Below are 14,169 nucleotides of genomic sequence, written 5' to 3'. Positions count from 1 at the left end.
TAACGCCATGACACTCAAGCTCTACAGTTTCGGACCGGCTGCCAACTCGATGAAACCGCTGCTGACGGTGTTCGAAAAGGGCCTCGATGTCGAGAAGCATCGGCTGGATCCTGCAAAGTTCGAGCATCACACCGATTGGTTCAAGGCGATCAATCCGCGCGGTCAGGTGCCGGCGCTGGTCGACTCTGGGGTGGACGGCGACAAGGTCATCACTGAATCAACGGTGATCTGCGAGTATCTCGAGGACGAATACCCGACGGAAGTCTCGCTCCGCCCAGCCGACAGCTTCGGGCGCGCACAGATGCGCATCTGGACGAAGTGGGTGGACGAATACTTCTGCTGGTGCGTCTCGACCATTGGCTGGCATCGCTATGTCGGCAACATGGTCAAGGGCCTTACTGACGCCGAGTTCGAGGAAAAGGTGAAAGCGATCCCGGTGGTCGAGCAGCAGGTGAAGTGGCGGCGCGCCCGCGAAGGCTTCCCGCAGGACATGCTCGACGAGGAAATGCGCAAGATCGGCTACTCAGTGCGAAAGCTGGACGACCACCTTGCCGACCATGAATGGCTGGTGCCGGGGCAGTACACCCTGGCCGACATCTGCAACTTCGCCATCGCCAACGGCATGCCGTTCGGCTTCAAGGAATTGGTGAACAAGGAGGACACGCCTCACCTGGTGCGCTGGATCGAACAGATCAACGAGCGGCCGGCGGTAAAGGCGATGTTCGCGCAGGTAGAGCTGGAAAAGCTTGGGCCGCGGGAGTGAGACGCCCTTGCATCGGCAAGGTCCGCACGCTCAACTGGCGGGCGGCGGACCTTTGGGATGGCGCGGGAGATGTCCGGGTAGCGGAGCCCAGCTCGGCGCACTGTCCGCCCAGATGACTGCCGTTGGCGGCGCGAGTTCGGGGTCGTCGAGTGTTCCCGCGCGAACGCGCATCGGCAGGCCTGTCGGCGTGACGGTGCGACTGTAGATTTGCGCGCCACAGACATTGCAAAAGCCACGTTCGACTGTGTTGCCGCTGTCGGCAATCATCACGAAGGTTCCGAGTTTGCCTTCGATCGCCACGGCGGCTTCCGGGAAAAGCACGTTCACCGTAGCCGATCCGCTGGCGATGCGTTGGCAATCTCGGCACCAGCACATGCGGGCGCCCAGTGGGTCGGCGGAGATTGTGTAGCGAACCGCGCCGCAAAGGCATCCGCCGACATGGGGCATGGCAATCTTCCTCAGTTCCCCGGACGCCGGGCCATGAAGGCCAGGCGCTCGAACAGCATGATGTCCTGCTCGTTCTTGAGCAGCGCGCCGTGCAGCGGCGGGATCGCCTTGGTCGGATCGCGGTTCTGGAGGACGTCCAATGGCATGTCCTCGTTCAGCAGGAGCTTGAGCCAGTCGAGCAGTTCGGAAGTGCTGGGCTTCTTCTTGAGGCCGGGCACTTCGCGGATCTCGTAGAACACCTCCATCGCCTTGCTCACCAGGGTCTTCTGGATACCGGGGAAGTGGACGTCGATGATTGCCTGCATCGTGTCGCGGTCCGGGAACTTGATGTAGTGGAAGAAACAGCGGCGCAGGAAGGCGTCGGGCAGTTCCTTCTCGTTGTTCGAGGTGATCACGACGATCGGGCGTTCACGCGCCTCGATGCGCTCCTGCGTCTCGTACACGTCGAAGCTCATGCGATCGAGCTCCTGCAGGAGGTCGTTCGGAAACTCGATGTCCGCCTTGTCGATCTCGTCAATCAGCAGAACGGGAAGGGTGGGACTGGTGAAGGCCTCCCACAGCTTGCCTTTCTTGATGTAGTTGCGAATGTCGTGGACCCGTTCATCGCCGAGCTGGCCGTCGCGCAGGCGGGCGACTGCGTCGTATTCGTAAAGGCCTTGCTGAGCCTTGGTGGTGGATTTCACGTTCCATTCGATAAGCGGCGCGTTCACCGCCTTCGCGATTTCATGAGCGAGCACGGTCTTGCCGGTGCCGGGTTCTCCCTTTACCAGAAGAGGGCGGCGCAGCAGGACGGCTGCGTTGACGGCGACCTTGAGATCTTCGGTAGCGACGTAATTGCTGGTGCCTTCAAAGCGCATCGGCGGTTCCTGTGTGCTTAATCGTTCGGTTAAGCGATAAGGCGGCGGAGAGTGCGGCGCAAGGGGGTTGCTGAACTGACGGCCGCGTCATCTTCGAACTCATAGTTAGACGCACGTGTCAGTTTCGGAGCATGTTGATGACGCACGCGTCATTTTTGAACTCGGTTGGTGACGCATTCGTCATGTATGTCGTGTCAAATTGTCGCTAACTTATGCTTGGCCGTCTCGGCGATTGAAGTGCCCGAAACCGCCGTGTAGCGACGCGGAAATGGTCGCACCCCGCAATGTCATGGCGAAGCAAGGCTATCAGGCATCGTCGCGCGAGCGGGCCGGAGCAATGGCGTTTGCCGCAGTCACAACCTTGTTGGTGTTCCTGATCATGTGGCGAATGGGCGCGGTTACCGGCTTCGGCGATGGGAAGGGCACGCACCTGACCGCGATCGACCTATCCGCTCAGGGGCAGGACGAAGAGAAGGCGCAAAAGCAGGAGCAGAAGCGGCAGAAGCAGGCGGAATCCGCCGAAGCCGCTGTGAGCCAGCCGGTGGCTGCGCCGCCTCAAGTGCCAGTGCCTGGCAAGGTCGAATGGCCCGAAGGATTCATCGAGCTGTCGCGCAACGACTACCGCGCGACCGACATCAGCAACATGAAGCGGGCAGAGTCCGGCGGGGCGCAACGGGTGGGCGCGGGCAGTCCGGGCGATTCCGCCAGCGTAGGGCAAGGTCCGGGCGGCGTGCGGCTCTTTGCCGCGCAATGGTATCGCGAACCCACCGATGCCGAGATCGGCCCCTACCTGCCCCAGCGCCGGATGCAGGGGGACTGGGCGATGATCGCGTGCAGGACGGTGGAGAAGTACCACGTCGAGGATTGCCAGGAACTTGGCGAAAGCCCGCCGGGATCAGGCCTTGCCCGCGCGATCCGGCAGGCGAGCTGGCAGTTTTTGGTGCGACCACCCAAGGTGAATGGAAAGCCTCAGATCGGGGAGTGGGTGCGGATACGGTTTGATTTCCGAGCGAAAAAGGGCGATCCTGATCGTCAAGTTGCTGGCTAAACCCGAATGGGAAGTGGTGCGGAAACATAATCCCCGTGGCGGGCAACGATCACTGTAAACTGCGAAGGGATCGTTTCATGGCAAGTAGTGGAGAACGCATTCAGGATATCGGCCCGCAACCCCAAGCCTTCGATATCGAAGTGGCGACCAAGACCAATGGCGACTATCGCTCGGTCGCCTGGACGGGGCGCTATTTGCAGGTAACGCTCATGTCGATTCCTGTCGGCGGAGACATCGGGTTGGAAGCACATCCCGAGACGGACCAGTTCCTACGGCTCGACGCGGGAAAAGGCCTGGTGCAGATGGGGCCAACCGAGCATGAGCTGACGTTCGAGCGGCAAGTGTCGGATGGCTGGTGCGTTTTGGTGCCCGCTGGCACCTGGCACAACGTCACGAACATCGGCGACGAGCCTATCCAGCTCTATACGATTTACGCGCCTGTCCACCATGCCGCATCGCGCGTGCATCCTACGAAGGAGGCAGCCGAAGCCGATGAGCCGAACGATACGCCCCCTGAATGGACTGTCCAACCTGCCAAACCCGCGCAGGACAAGCATGGCTAGCGCTGGCGCGTTTGTTTAGGCGTATCGATCGGTAAGCAGCCATTTTCTGTAGTGGCTGCTTGGATGACGCCGACGACGCCTTCCGGGAGGTTACGCGTCAATCAACTCCGGATCGATCTCGCTCGCGCGGTTCTGGATGAACATGAAGCGCTGGGCGGGATCGCGGCCCATCAAGCGGTCGACGAGTTCCTTCACCGCCGCTCGGCCCTCGTATTCAGGCGGCAGGGTGATGCGGATGAGGCTGCGGGTGGCAGGCGCCATCGTGGTTTCGCGCAGCTGTTGCGGGTTCATTTCGCCAAGGCCCTTGAACCGACCGACTTCAACCTTCTTGCCCTTGAACTTGGTCGCTTCCAGCTCGGCACGGTGGGCGTCGTCCTTGGCGTAGGCGGAGGTGCTGCCGCTGGTCAGGCGATAGAGCGGAGGCTGGGCGAGGTAGAGGTGGCCGCGCCGGACCAGCTCGGGCATCTCCTGGAAAAAGAACGTCATCAGCAGCGTGGCGATGTGTGCGCCATCGACGTCGGCGTCGGTCATGATGATTACCCGATCATAGCGCAGCGCGTCCGGGTTGCAGTCCTTGCGCATGCCGCAGCCGAGCGCGAGTGCGAGGTCCGCGATTTCCTGGTTGGCGCGGATCTTGTCGGCCGTGGCGCTGGCGACGTTGAGGATCTTGCCGCGGATTGGCAGGATTGCCTGCGTCTTGCGGTCACGCGCCTGCTTGGCGCTGCCGCCTGCGGAATCGCCTTCGACGATGAACAGTTCGGTCTCGCCTTCACCTTCGCCCGAGCAATCGGTGAGCTTGCCGGGAAGGCGCAGCTTGCGGGCGTTGGTGGCGGTCTTGCGCTTGACCTCGCGCTCCGCCTTGCGGCGCAGGCGTTCGTCCATGCGCTCCATCACCGCGCCGAGCAACGCCTTGCCGCGCTCCATGTTGTCGGTGAGATAGTGGTCGAAATGGTCGCGCACCGCAGCTTCAACCATGCGCGCTGCCTCTGGCGAAGTCAGGCGGTCCTTGGTCTGGCTCTGGAACTGCGGATCGCGGATGAAGACCGAAAGCATGATCTCGCTGCCGGTGATCATGTCCTCTGGCGCGATGTCCTTGGCCTTCTTCTGGCCGATCAGTTCGGCAAAGGCGCGGATGCCCTTGGTCAGTGCGGCACGCAGGCCCTGTTCGTGGGTGCCGCCATCGGGCGTGGGGATGGTGTTGCAGTACCACGAATAGGAACCATCGGACCACAGTGGCCAGGCGATAGCCCATTCTACGCGGCCGTTCTCTTCGCCATTGGGGCCGAGCGGGAAGTCCTGTCGGCCGGCGAAAGGCACGGAGGTGACGCATTCGCGGCCCGAGACCTGTTCCGCGAGATGATCGGCAAGGCCGCCGGGGAACTGGAAGACGGCTTCCGCCGGCACTTCCTCGCTGGCAAGCGAGGCAGCGCACTTCCAGCGGATTTCGACGCCTGCGAAGAGATAGGCCTTGGATCGGACCAGCCGGAACAGGCGGGCAGGCTTGAACTTCGCGTCTTCGCCAAATATCTCGAGATCGGGGATGAACGTGACCTGCGTGCCGCGCCGATTGGGGGCATTGCCGATCTTCAACAGCTTGGTCGTCGGATTTCCGCGCGAAAACTCCTGCGCGTATAGCTCCTTGTTTCGCGCCACCTCGATCCGGGTGAGTGAGGAAAGCGCGTTGACCACCGAAACGCCGACGCCGTGCAGACCGCCACTGGTTGCGTAGGCTTTTCCGGAGAACTTGCCGCCGGAGTGAAGCGTTGTGAGGATGACTTCCAGCGCCGACTTGCCGGGGTATTTCGGATGTTCGTCAACGGGGATACCCCGGCCATTGTCCGAAATGGTCAGCCGATTGCCTTCCTCCAGCATGACCTCGATGCGGTTGGCGTGGCCGGCGACCGCCTCGTCCATCGCATTGTCGAGCACTTCGGCGGCGAGGTGGTGCAGCGCGCGCTCGTCCGTGCCGCCGATGTACATGCCGGGGCGGCGGCGGACCGGTTCGAGGCCCTCGAGAACTTCGATGGCGGAGCCGTCATAGGCCTCGGCTGCGCTGGTGGCGGGGAGCTTGTCGAAAAGGTCGTCGGACATGCGAACGGGTATAGAACACGGGAATCCCGGCGCAAGCGGGGATGCCGCCTTATCCTGCGAAATCCCCCGCTTTCGGCCTATCAGAATTTTGCCGGAGCGGGCGATACGGTGGTGAAGGTGCCGGTGCCAACTTCACGCACCTCCATCGCCCGTTCGGCCATGCCGCTTGCCGTGAAGCGGAAGACGCCATCAAGGCCGATGAAGCCCTGCGGATCGTAGAGCTTCGCCGTTGGGAAGGTGGTGCCCGGCTTCCATGTTCGGGCAATGTTGAGCGTCAGCAGGACGCTGTCGTAGCCCAGCGTTGCAAGCCGCGATGGCGTCGCGCCGAAACGTGTGGCGTAGCTCTTTTCAAATTGACCGAAGCGCTGATCGGAGACGGCAGCGAACCATGCGCCGCGCATGGCGACAGATTTCGCGATCGCGCCTTCACCGCTCCACAGTTCGGTTCCCAGAAGCTTGACGCCTTTGCCCGCCAGCGGACCCGCCTGAAGCGCGATGCGGCTGCCATCCGCGATCAGCAGCGCGTCGAAACGGCCCTTGTCCTTGACGCGGCGTACTGCGCTGGCAACCGACGTATTGCCGCGATCATAGGTTTCGATGGCGGTGACGGCGACGCCATTGGCCCGCGCGGCCTCGGTCAACCCTGCGGTCGCCCGCTGCCCGTAATCACCGGTCGGGATGATTGCGGCAACGGACTTGATCCCACGCGACTTGGCGAAGCCGAGAACGCGCGTGATCGATTGGCCGGGGGCCTGACCCATGACAAAGACATCTCGCGAAGCGACGGCACTGTCGTTCGAATAGGTAATCATCGGGACTTTGGCCGGGCGCGCAACATTTGAGACCAGAACGACATCATCGGACAGCAGGGGGCCGAGGATCAGCTTGTTGCCGTCGGCAATGGCGCGGGCGGCCGCGCTGCCAGCGCCCGTTGCTGTGTCATATGTTGTGATGCGCAGGTTTGCCGCGCTGGTATCGAGCACGGCCATCGTTGCAGCATTGGCTATCGATTGACCAACCGATGCGTTTGGCCCTGTCATTGGCACCAGCAGCGCGACACGATGGCGGCCGGCATCGGTTGGCAGGACGTTTGCGTCAGGAGCCTTTTCGGTCGGTTCTGCGATCGGGCCAGTGCCCTTGGGGATGACGGTGCAACCTGCCAGAAGGGCCAGCGTGCCGGTGACAACCCATCTGCGGGAGCGGCGCAAGCCAGTTTCGCGCCAGTCGCCCGATTGTCCCTCGATCATTCCCTGCACACCCTCTTGTCGCTCTGTCATCGCCGGTCCATGGAAAAGCCATGGATACGTCGCCTCTTGCACCCGGTCTCTATATTGTTGCCACGCCTATTGGCAATCTTGGTGACATGACCCGTCGCGCCACAGACACGCTTGGGCGCTGCGATCTGGTAGCCTGCGAGGATACGCGGGTGACAGGGAAATTGCTGAATCTGCTGGGCCTTCACAAGCCGATGCGACGGTATGACGATCATGCCAGCGACGGCGCGAGGGAAGCGCTGCTGGCAGAAATGGCGGTCAAGGCGGTTGCACTGGTATCGGATGCCGGAACGCCGCTGATCTCCGATCCGGGTTACAGGTTGGTGCGAGAGGCGCGGGCGCGGGGGATATCGGTCACGTCGTTGCCCGGTGCGAGCGCGGTCGTGACCGCCTTGTCGATGGCGGGGTTGCCGACGGATCGGTTCCTGTTTGCGGGGTTCCTGCCGAACAAGGAGAAGGCGCGGGGCGATGTCCTGACCGAACTATCCGGCGTCCCGGCCACGCTGGCATTCTATGAAACGGGGCCCCGCCTTGTGGCTTCGCTGGAAGCAATCGCCGAGCGTTTGCCCGGACGCGAGGTCGCGGTTGCGCGTGAGCTGACCAAGTTGCACGAGGAGTGTCGTTCCGGCTCTGCAGCGGAACTTGCGGCGCACTACTCGGCGCAGCCGCCGAAAGGTGAGATCGTGCTTCTCATTGCGCCACCCGGAGAGGCCGAAGCGCCCGAGGACGACGTCATCGACGCGGAACTGCGCGCAGCGCTGGCCGAGATGTCTACATCGCAAGCGGCAGGCAAGGTGGCAAAGGCGCTTGGGCTGGATCGCAAGGTGCTTTACGCACGGGCCATGGCACTCAAGGAATGAGGCGTGCCGAGGCTGAGCAGCAAGGACGGCGGGCCGAATGGCTGGCAGCGTGGTGGCTGCGGCTTCAGGGCTGGCGCATTCTGGCGCAGCGGGTGAAGCTCATGGCAGGCGAGGTCGACCTGATCGCGCGAAAAGGGCGAACGGTTGCGTTCATCGAAGTGAAATGGCGCAAGGATGCCCGGCAACTGGGCGCCGCGATTGACGCTCACCGCCTGCGACGCGTCGCAAGGGCGGCGGAAATGCTTGCCGGAAAGTATGCAAGGCCTGGCGATGACGTCCGAATTGACGTTATCCTGATGGCACAGGGAAAGTGGCCGTACCGGATTGCCAACGCCTGGCAACCCGGCACCTGACCGACGCTTAGTGGGCGGGCTTGTGCTCTTCCTTGTGTTCGCCGTCCTTGTGCTCGTCGTGATGCTCGTCCTTCTTGTCGCCCTTGTGATCGTCCTTCGGGGCGCTGGTGGGGTGCGGGTCGGGGTTGGCAACGCCCTGTGACGACCAGCCGAGAACGGCGATTCCGGCAGCGGCAACGGTGAACAGCTTGCGCATCAATGGCTCCTTGGATTTGGGGGGCGCCTTCGAGGCGCGATCTGAAAATGGTCGCACAAGCTACAAATCGGCTTTAAGGCGCACCTGAGATAAACCCCTGAGGATCTGTGCAAGCATGACTCTTCGCGTTGCGGTCCAGATGGACCCGCTCCACTCGATTAATATCGCTGGAGATTCCAGCTTCGCACTCATGCTTTCGGCGCAGGAGCGCGGGCACGAGGTTTACCATTACGACGTAGGTTCGCTGACGCTGGACGAGGATGACCGGCTGATCGCTCATGCCCGTCCGGTGACGGTGCAGCGCGTGGAGGGCGACCACTACAAGACAGGCGACGTGCGCCGGCTCGACCTTGGGCGCGATATCGACGTGATCCTCATGCGGCAGGACCCTCCGTTCCACATGGGCTACATCACGGCCACCCATCTGCTCGAGCGGATCGAGGGTGAAGCGCTGGTCGTCAACAATCCCCGGAGCGTTCGCAATGCGCCTGAAAAGGTCATGGTGCTTGATTATCGGCGCTTCATGCCGCCAACGATCGTCACCCGCTCGGTCGAGGAAGTGCGGCTGTTCCAGAAGAAGCATGGCGCGATCGTCGTGAAGCCCATCCACGGCAATGGCGGCAAGGCTATTTTCCGCGTCGGGCCCGAAGGCGAAAACCTTGGCGCGCTGTTTGAGGTGTTCAACCAGACCTGGCCCGAGCCGCACATGGTGCAGGCGTTTCTTCCCGAGGTCGCCAAGGGCGACAAGCGTATCGTGCTGGTCGATGGCGAGATCGCCGGCGCCATCAACCGCAAGCCGGGTGAGGGCGAGTTCCGCTCGAACCTTGCGGTCGGCGGCTATGCCGAGAAGACGGAACTGACGGCGGAAGAGCAGGAAATCTGTGCAGCGCTCGGGCCGCAGCTGAAGCGTCTTGGCCTGATCTTCGTTGGCATCGACGTGATCGGCGGCAAGTACCTGACCGAGATCAACGTAACTTCGCCGACCGGGATTGTCGCGATCGACAAGTTCAACGGCACCGATACGCCGGGGATGATCTGGGACGCGATCGAGCGGCGGCTGTAAGGGCATCCGGGCTCCTCCATCGGAAGCAGGAGCTTTTGGCCGTTTGGAATCGTTACCCTTCTCATGAATGACTGGATCGTCCACCTGATCGAAGGCGGTGGCTATTGGGGCATCGCGTTCCTGATGGTCATCGAAAACGTGTTTCCGCCAATTCCATCCGAGCTTATCATGGGGCTGGGCGGGATCGCCGTGGCGCGGGGCCGAATGGAATTCTGGCCGCTGATGCTGGCAGGCACTGTCGGATCGACGTTGGGCAACTATTGCTGGTATCTCCTCGGCCGGACGTTGGGCTATCAGAGACTGCGCCCCTTTGTCGGTCGCTTCGGGCGCTGGCTTACCGTCGAATGGGAGGACGTAGAGGCAATAGTCCGGTTCTTTCGGCGGCATGGCCAGTGGGTAGTCTTCGCTGTGCGGTTTGCCCCGTTCATGCGCACGATGATCTCATTGCCAGCCGGTCTTACGCACATGGGGCATGTACGGTTTCTACTGTTCACCTTCGCTGGCGCTGCAATCTGGAATGCGATCCTGAGTGGCGCGGGCTATTACCTCGGGCGCAACTTTGGAGAGATCGAGAAGTACACCGGGCCGATCGCGACTGCGACGCTGGTCATCGTGCTTATCGGCTATGTCTGGCGCGTACTTACGTGGAAGCCGCGCGAGCGCTAGGGTTGACTATGCGGCGCCTTGCGGGCTTTGTCTCGAAGCCTGCCGGATTGGCGGTCTTATGTAACGCTACGAAATAAAAGGTATTGTCCATGGCAGTGAAGGCGATGTGCATCGTTACGAAAAGCGAGGAAGGGCGCGGCGCCTATGCCGTGCGCATGGACAACGACGAGAATGTCTATTTTCCGCTCAGCGTGACAGAGGCGCTCGAACTCGAGGAATTCGACGAGGTGGAAGCGATCCTGGTGAAGAACGACCGGCCCGAGCCGGCTTGGCGGGCCATTCGTGCAAGATTGCCGGTCATGGACTGAGCAGAACGGAAAAGCCCCCGCAATGCGGGGGCTTTTTGTTTGGGAAGATGGCGGATCAGGCGTCCTTGGCCAGCCACTCTTCCAGCCACTTGATGGTGTAGTCGCCAGAGAGGAAATCAGGCTCGTTCAAAAGGCGCTGGTGAAGCGGAATCGAGGTCTTGGGTCCTTCGATCACCATTTCCTGAAGCGCGCGCTTGAGGCGCATGATGCACCCTTCGCGTGTACGGCCGTAGACGATCAGCTTGGCGATCATCGAGTCATAGTACGGCGGGATCTTGTACCCGGCATAGAGCCCGGAATCGACCCGTACGTGCATGCCGCCCGCGGCGTGATAGCTCTTAACCAGGCCGGGCGAAGGGGCAAAGGTGAACGGATCTTCCGCATTGATGCGGCACTCGATCGCGTGCCCCTTGAACTCGATCTCGTCCTGGCTGACCGACAGGGGCTTGCCATCGGCAATGCGGATCTGTTCGCGCACCAGATCGACGCCGGTGATTGCTTCGGTAACAGGATGCTCCACCTGCAGGCGGGTGTTCATCTCGATGAAGTAGAACTCGCCGTTTTCCCACAGGAACTCGATGGTACCCGCACCGCGATAGCCCATGTCAGCCATGGCCTTGGCGACAATGCCCCCCATGCGGTTGCGCTCTTCGGTCGAGATCACCGGCGAGGGCGCTTCTTCAAGCACCTTCTGATGTCGGCGCTGCAGCGAACAGTCGCGTTCGCCGAGGTGGATGGCATTGCCATTGCCGTCGCCGAAGATCTGGAATTCGATGTGGCGCGGGTTGCCGAGGTACTTCTCGATGTAGACCGTCGCGTCGCCGAAGGCGGCCTTGGCTTCGCTGCCAGCCTGCTGAATCAGGGTTTCAAGCTGTTCAGGGGTGTTGCAGACCTTCATCCCGCGACCGCCGCCGCCCGATGCTGCCTTGATGATCACCGGATAGCCGGCCTTTTCGGCAATGGCCTTGGCTTCCTCGAGATCCGAAACCGCGCCGTCCGAACCCGGCACCAGCGGCAGGCCGAGTGCGCCAGCGGTGCGCTTGGCCTCGATCTTGTCGCCCATCGTGCGGATGTGTTCGGGCTTGGGGCCGATCCAGGTGATGTCGTGGGCTTCGACGATCTCGGCGAACTTGGCATTCTCCGAAAGGAAGCCGTAGCCCGGGTGGATCGCGTCAGCGTGAGTGATTTCGGCTGCCGAAATGATCGCCGCGACGTTGAGGTAGCTATCCTTCGCTGCGGGCGGACCGATGCACACCGCATGATCGGCGAGGCGCACGTGCATCGCGTCGGCATCGGCGGTGGAGTGCACCGCGACCGTCTCAATGCCCATTTCGTGCGCGGCGCGGTGGATGCGCAGCGCGATTTCGCCGCGGTTGGCGATAAGCAGGCGCTTGATGGCCATCAGCGGACCTTTACGCGATCACGACCAGCGGCTGGTCGAATTCGACCGGCTGCGCGTTCTCGACCAGGATCGCCTTTACCACGCCTGCGGCAGGCGCGGTGATCGGGTTCATCACCTTCATCGCTTCGATGATCAGCAGGGTTTCGCCCGCCTTCACGCTCTGGCCGACGGTGACGAAGTTGGCAGCGCCCGGTTCGGCGGCGAGGTAGCAGGTCCCGACCATCGGTGACTTCACGGCGTTGGAATGGTCTTCTGCAGGAGCAGCGGCAGGCGCAGCAGGTGCTGCCGTCGCGGCAGGTGCAGCGACCGGGGCCGGGGCTGCAACCGCAACCTGAGCGACCGGCGCAGCAGTCAGCTGACGGGCTACGCGGATTTTGCGCTCGCCATCCTCGACCTCGATTTCAGACAGCCCGGTTTCGGCAAGAAGCTCTGCCAGTTCGCGTACAAGCTTGCCGTCGATCGCCATGTTTTCGGCCTTGTCGCCGCGTTCGTGACCCATTTGAATTTCCTCGCGGGGTATGAATTCTGACCGCGCGCCATGCCCCCAACGCGATGGACTGGCAAGTGGCAGCGATCAGTGAAAGTGGAAAAACGCCTGTTTCAAAGGCGCGAAACGGCGTCCAATGCCGCAAGGTAGCTGTTTGCGCCGAAGCCGCAGACAGTGCCAAGCGCGGCCATGCCGACATAGGAATGGTGGCGGAAAGCCTCGCGTTTGTGCGGGTTCGACAGGTGAACCTCGATCACCGGCACCTTGATCGACTTGATCGCATCGTGGATCGCCACCGAGGTGTGGGTGTAGGCACCGGCGTTGAGCAGCACGGCCTTTACGCCCTCGGCCTGCGCCTCATGGAGCCAGTCTATCAGATGGCCTTCATGGTTGGACTGGCGCATGTCGATCTCGAGACCCAGTTCACGGCCGCGATCTTCGAGCATGCCGGCGATGTCGTCGAGCGTCTGCGAACCGTAGATTTCCGGTTCGCGCAGGCCGAGCAGGTTGAGGTTGGGGCCATTGAGCACATAGACGGTCGTGCCCTGGCCGGAAGCTTGTGTCATCAGATCCCCCGATCGCGAATGCCTGTCGTGATAGACAATGCGGGCAAAGTCGCAAGGGCAAGAGGGAGGTGATTATTAAAAGCCGGGGGCGATGGGGGGACCCGCAGGTGCCTCGATCGTGTTTTCATATATCGCGCTGTCGGCGGATCCGTCGGTGACTTCATCCGACAGCGAGGGCTCGCCGAAGCTGTCGGTTGTGCCGCTCTCGACAACTGGCGCGGGGTTGCTGGTGGCCGCCATGCTCAACGCTTGCCGCGAGCGCTTGTCGGCCGCGTCTGCCTTCGCCTCCAGCGCTGCGATCCGCGCTTCGAGCTTTTCGTTGTCGGAGGATCCGCAGCCGCCGAGCGCAAGGATCAAGCCAAGCGGAGCAAGGCTGGCTACAAGCGGCGCGCGCCTGCCTGCGGCCAGCAAAGGCATCAAAAAGCGGTCCGACCTCGTTCTCATGCCTGCTTTCATATCAGGCGGAGGTTACCAGAAACTAACCAAGGCGTTGCGCATTCAGCGGTCCGTTCCTCGGGCCTTTCCCCACTGCCGTGCCGCAGTATAGCCAAGGTAGCCGGTGCCGAACAAGGCATAGAGCGGTTCGGGCAAGCCGTTGAGATAGGCGCTCGTCGCGGTCATGATCGCCCGCGCAGCAGCCGGATCGAGCCCGGCCAGCAGGCCCATGGGCAAGGCCCACAGGATCACGGCGTACATCACATAGAGAAAGGCAGGGCGCGCCCGGCGAGTCCACGGATCGTCAGCGCGGGATTCGGCGAGGGTCGCCGAGATGCGCGCCTTCAGCGGCTTCAATTCTCGTGCGCTCTCAAGGCGAAGCAGTTCGAGCTTTGCCTGATCGCGTGAGGCAGCATCGGGGATGATCTTGTCGATAATCGCAGAAACCGATGAAATCAGGGCTTCGGAGTTTGCCATGCTTGCGTCCTTCCAGGTTGCGGGACGCGGGTGCATATAACCACAAGACGCGGTGTAGGAAAACGAAGACAGCAAAAAGGCCCGCGAGCACAATGCGCTTCGCGAGCCTTTTGAATTGGTCGGGACGAGAGGATTCGAACCTCCGACCCCCACACCCCCAGTGTGATGCGCTACCAGGCTGCGCTACGTCCCGACCGGAAGCGCGCCTATAGGCAGCACTTTTGAGGATGGCAAGCGCGAGATTGGCGAAAGGTTCGGAGGATCGGCTGCGGCGTGCCCAGCCTCTCGGCCAGCGCGTCAGATTGCCTTGCGC

18 protein-coding genes and 1 tRNA gene are annotated in these 14,169 nt (G+C 62.2%); 8 read left to right on the top strand and 11 right to left on the bottom strand.

Features of this window, described 5'->3' with window-relative positions; genetic code table 11:
• The first annotated feature begins 7 nt into the window (after positions 1 to 7).
• Positions 8 to 763: a glutathione S-transferase family protein gene (locus NJ75_RS02370; RefSeq protein WP_039331482.1), complete on the top strand. Its 756-nt coding sequence runs from the start codon at positions 8 to 10 to the stop codon at positions 761 to 763.
• 30 nt (positions 764 to 793) lie between these two features.
• Here NJ75_RS02370 and NJ75_RS02365 read toward each other — a convergent pair whose 3' ends face one another.
• Positions 794 to 1,210, bottom strand: a complete 417-nt coding sequence (locus NJ75_RS02365; RefSeq protein WP_039331147.1) for a GFA family protein — start codon at positions 1,208 to 1,210, stop codon at positions 794 to 796.
• 11 nt (positions 1,211 to 1,221) lie between these two features.
• Complete coding sequence (locus tag NJ75_RS02360) at positions 1,222 to 2,067, bottom strand: AAA family ATPase (RefSeq protein WP_039331145.1); 846 nt, start codon at positions 2,065 to 2,067, stop codon at positions 1,222 to 1,224.
• A gap of 268 nt (positions 2,068 to 2,335) precedes the next feature.
• Here NJ75_RS02360 and NJ75_RS02355 point away from each other — a divergent pair, with 268 nt between their 5' ends.
• Both NJ75_RS02355 and NJ75_RS02350 read left to right on the top strand, forming a co-directional pair.
• On the top strand, positions 2,336 to 3,115 hold the full coding sequence (locus NJ75_RS02355; protein WP_052241867.1) for a hypothetical protein: 780 nt from the start codon (positions 2,336 to 2,338) through the stop codon (positions 3,113 to 3,115).
• A gap of 77 nt (positions 3,116 to 3,192) precedes the next feature.
• Complete coding sequence (locus tag NJ75_RS02350) at positions 3,193 to 3,678, top strand: cupin domain-containing protein (protein ID WP_039331143.1); 486 nt, start codon at positions 3,193 to 3,195, stop codon at positions 3,676 to 3,678.
• Positions 3,679 to 3,768: 90 nt separating this feature from the next.
• On the opposite strand, the gene parE is transcribed toward NJ75_RS02350, so the two are convergent.
• Positions 3,769 to 5,769 carry a DNA topoisomerase IV subunit B gene (gene parE, locus NJ75_RS02345; RefSeq protein WP_039331141.1) on the bottom strand — a complete coding sequence of 667 codons (2,001 nt, stop codon included), beginning with the start codon at positions 5,767 to 5,769 and terminating at the stop codon, positions 3,769 to 3,771.
• An 80-nt stretch (positions 5,770 to 5,849) separates the two neighbouring features.
• Positions 5,850 to 7,046, bottom strand: coding sequence for a penicillin-binding protein activator (locus NJ75_RS02340; RefSeq protein WP_236727038.1), 1,197 nt, complete (start codon positions 7,044 to 7,046; stop codon positions 5,850 to 5,852).
• Positions 7,047 to 7,066: 20 nt separating this feature from the next.
• Here NJ75_RS02340 and rsmI point away from each other — a divergent pair, with 20 nt between their 5' ends.
• Positions 7,067 to 7,903 carry a 16S rRNA (cytidine(1402)-2'-O)-methyltransferase gene (gene rsmI, locus NJ75_RS02335; protein ID WP_052241864.1) on the top strand — a complete coding sequence of 279 codons (837 nt, stop codon included), beginning with the start codon at positions 7,067 to 7,069 and terminating at the stop codon, positions 7,901 to 7,903.
• On the top strand, positions 7,900 to 8,256 hold the full coding sequence (locus NJ75_RS02330; RefSeq protein WP_039331137.1) for a YraN family protein: 357 nt from the start codon (positions 7,900 to 7,902) through the stop codon (positions 8,254 to 8,256). The genes rsmI and NJ75_RS02330 overlap by 4 nt, the downstream gene beginning before the upstream one ends.
• A 7-nt stretch (positions 8,257 to 8,263) precedes the next feature.
• Here the strand turns inward: NJ75_RS02330 and NJ75_RS02325 are convergent, their stop codons facing one another.
• On the bottom strand, positions 8,264 to 8,452 hold the full coding sequence (locus NJ75_RS02325; RefSeq protein ID WP_039331135.1) for a hypothetical protein: 189 nt from the start codon (positions 8,450 to 8,452) through the stop codon (positions 8,264 to 8,266).
• 115 nt (positions 8,453 to 8,567) lie between these two features.
• Here NJ75_RS02325 and gshB point away from each other — a divergent pair, with 115 nt between their 5' ends.
• From gshB to NJ75_RS02310, 3 genes are all read left to right on the top strand, one after another.
• Positions 8,568 to 9,515: a glutathione synthase gene (gshB, locus tag NJ75_RS02320; protein WP_039331133.1), complete on the top strand. Its 948-nt coding sequence runs from the start codon at positions 8,568 to 8,570 to the stop codon at positions 9,513 to 9,515.
• A 63-nt stretch (positions 9,516 to 9,578) separates the two neighbouring features.
• The gene (locus NJ75_RS02315) at positions 9,579 to 10,181 is read left to right on the top strand and encodes a DedA family protein (RefSeq protein ID WP_039331130.1); all 603 of its coding nucleotides are present in this window, start codon (positions 9,579 to 9,581) and stop codon (positions 10,179 to 10,181) included.
• An 89-nt stretch (positions 10,182 to 10,270) separates the two neighbouring features.
• The gene (locus NJ75_RS02310; RefSeq protein ID WP_039331128.1) at positions 10,271 to 10,489 is read left to right on the top strand and encodes a hypothetical protein; all 219 of its coding nucleotides are present in this window, start codon (positions 10,271 to 10,273) and stop codon (positions 10,487 to 10,489) included.
• Between the two features lie 55 nt (positions 10,490 to 10,544).
• Here the strand turns inward: NJ75_RS02310 and accC are convergent, their stop codons facing one another.
• The 6 genes from accC to NJ75_RS02280 all read right to left on the bottom strand — a co-directional run bounded on the left by accC (position 10,545) and on the right by NJ75_RS02280 (position 14,049).
• On the bottom strand, positions 10,545 to 11,891 hold the full coding sequence (gene accC, locus NJ75_RS02305; RefSeq protein ID WP_039331126.1) for an acetyl-CoA carboxylase biotin carboxylase subunit: 1,347 nt from the start codon (positions 11,889 to 11,891) through the stop codon (positions 10,545 to 10,547).
• 10 nt (positions 11,892 to 11,901) lie between these two features.
• On the bottom strand, positions 11,902 to 12,390 hold the full coding sequence (gene accB, locus NJ75_RS02300) for an acetyl-CoA carboxylase biotin carboxyl carrier protein (RefSeq protein WP_039331124.1): 489 nt from the start codon (positions 12,388 to 12,390) through the stop codon (positions 11,902 to 11,904).
• Between the two features lie 101 nt (positions 12,391 to 12,491).
• A complete protein-coding gene (gene aroQ / locus NJ75_RS02295) occupies positions 12,492 to 12,944 on the bottom strand; it encodes a type II 3-dehydroquinate dehydratase (protein ID WP_039331122.1) in 453 nt (150 codons plus the stop codon).
• A gap of 75 nt (positions 12,945 to 13,019) precedes the next feature.
• Complete coding sequence (locus NJ75_RS02290) at positions 13,020 to 13,388, bottom strand: hypothetical protein (RefSeq protein ID WP_156484039.1); 369 nt, start codon at positions 13,386 to 13,388, stop codon at positions 13,020 to 13,022.
• A gap of 54 nt (positions 13,389 to 13,442) precedes the next feature.
• The gene (locus NJ75_RS02285) at positions 13,443 to 13,856 is read right to left on the bottom strand and encodes a holin family protein (protein ID WP_039331479.1); all 414 of its coding nucleotides are present in this window, start codon (positions 13,854 to 13,856) and stop codon (positions 13,443 to 13,445) included.
• Between the two features lie 116 nt (positions 13,857 to 13,972).
• Positions 13,973 to 14,049: transfer RNA gene (locus tag NJ75_RS02280), tRNA-Pro, on the bottom strand.
• Positions 14,050 to 14,169: the final 120 nt, after the last annotated feature.

This window comes from Novosphingobium subterraneum (assembly GCF_000807925.1).
In the GTDB taxonomy this organism is placed as follows: Bacteria; Pseudomonadota; Alphaproteobacteria; order Sphingomonadales; family Sphingomonadaceae; genus Novosphingobium; species Novosphingobium subterraneum.
This window is presented reverse-complemented; position numbering and strand designations above follow the sequence as displayed.

What these genes read in the sequence shown, in the direction of transcription:
- NJ75_RS02370 (WP_039331482.1), top strand. Translation starts at nt 8, where the DNA reads ATGACACTCAAGCTCTACAGTTTCGGACCGGCTGCCAACTCGATGAAA.
- NJ75_RS02365 (WP_039331147.1), bottom strand. Translation starts at nt 1,210, where the DNA reads ATGCCCCATGTCGGCGGATGCCTTTGCGGCGCGGTTCGCTACACAATC.
- NJ75_RS02360 (WP_039331145.1), bottom strand. Translation starts at nt 2,067, where the DNA reads ATGCGCTTTGAAGGCACCAGCAATTACGTCGCTACCGAAGATCTCAAG.
- NJ75_RS02355 (WP_052241867.1), top strand. Translation starts at nt 2,336, where the DNA reads ATGGTCGCACCCCGCAATGTCATGGCGAAGCAAGGCTATCAGGCATCG.
- NJ75_RS02350 (WP_039331143.1), top strand. Translation starts at nt 3,193, where the DNA reads ATGGCAAGTAGTGGAGAACGCATTCAGGATATCGGCCCGCAACCCCAA.
- parE (WP_039331141.1), bottom strand. Translation starts at nt 5,769, where the DNA reads ATGTCCGACGACCTTTTCGACAAGCTCCCCGCCACCAGCGCAGCCGAG.
- NJ75_RS02340 (WP_236727038.1), bottom strand. Translation starts at nt 7,046, where the DNA reads ATGACAGAGCGACAAGAGGGTGTGCAGGGAATGATCGAGGGACAATCG.
- rsmI (WP_052241864.1), top strand. Translation starts at nt 7,067, where the DNA reads ATGGATACGTCGCCTCTTGCACCCGGTCTCTATATTGTTGCCACGCCT.
- NJ75_RS02330 (WP_039331137.1), top strand. Translation starts at nt 7,900, where the DNA reads ATGAGGCGTGCCGAGGCTGAGCAGCAAGGACGGCGGGCCGAATGGCTG.
- NJ75_RS02325 (WP_039331135.1), bottom strand. Translation starts at nt 8,452, where the DNA reads ATGCGCAAGCTGTTCACCGTTGCCGCTGCCGGAATCGCCGTTCTCGGC.
- gshB (WP_039331133.1), top strand. Translation starts at nt 8,568, where the DNA reads ATGACTCTTCGCGTTGCGGTCCAGATGGACCCGCTCCACTCGATTAAT.
- NJ75_RS02315 (WP_039331130.1), top strand. Translation starts at nt 9,579, where the DNA reads ATGAATGACTGGATCGTCCACCTGATCGAAGGCGGTGGCTATTGGGGC.
- NJ75_RS02310 (WP_039331128.1), top strand. Translation starts at nt 10,271, where the DNA reads ATGGCAGTGAAGGCGATGTGCATCGTTACGAAAAGCGAGGAAGGGCGC.
- accC (WP_039331126.1), bottom strand. Translation starts at nt 11,891, where the DNA reads ATGGCCATCAAGCGCCTGCTTATCGCCAACCGCGGCGAAATCGCGCTG.
- accB (WP_039331124.1), bottom strand. Translation starts at nt 12,390, where the DNA reads ATGGGTCACGAACGCGGCGACAAGGCCGAAAACATGGCGATCGACGGC.
- aroQ (WP_039331122.1), bottom strand. Translation starts at nt 12,944, where the DNA reads ATGACACAAGCTTCCGGCCAGGGCACGACCGTCTATGTGCTCAATGGC.
- NJ75_RS02290 (WP_156484039.1), bottom strand. Translation starts at nt 13,388, where the DNA reads ATGAGAACGAGGTCGGACCGCTTTTTGATGCCTTTGCTGGCCGCAGGC.
- NJ75_RS02285 (WP_039331479.1), bottom strand. Translation starts at nt 13,856, where the DNA reads ATGGCAAACTCCGAAGCCCTGATTTCATCGGTTTCTGCGATTATCGAC.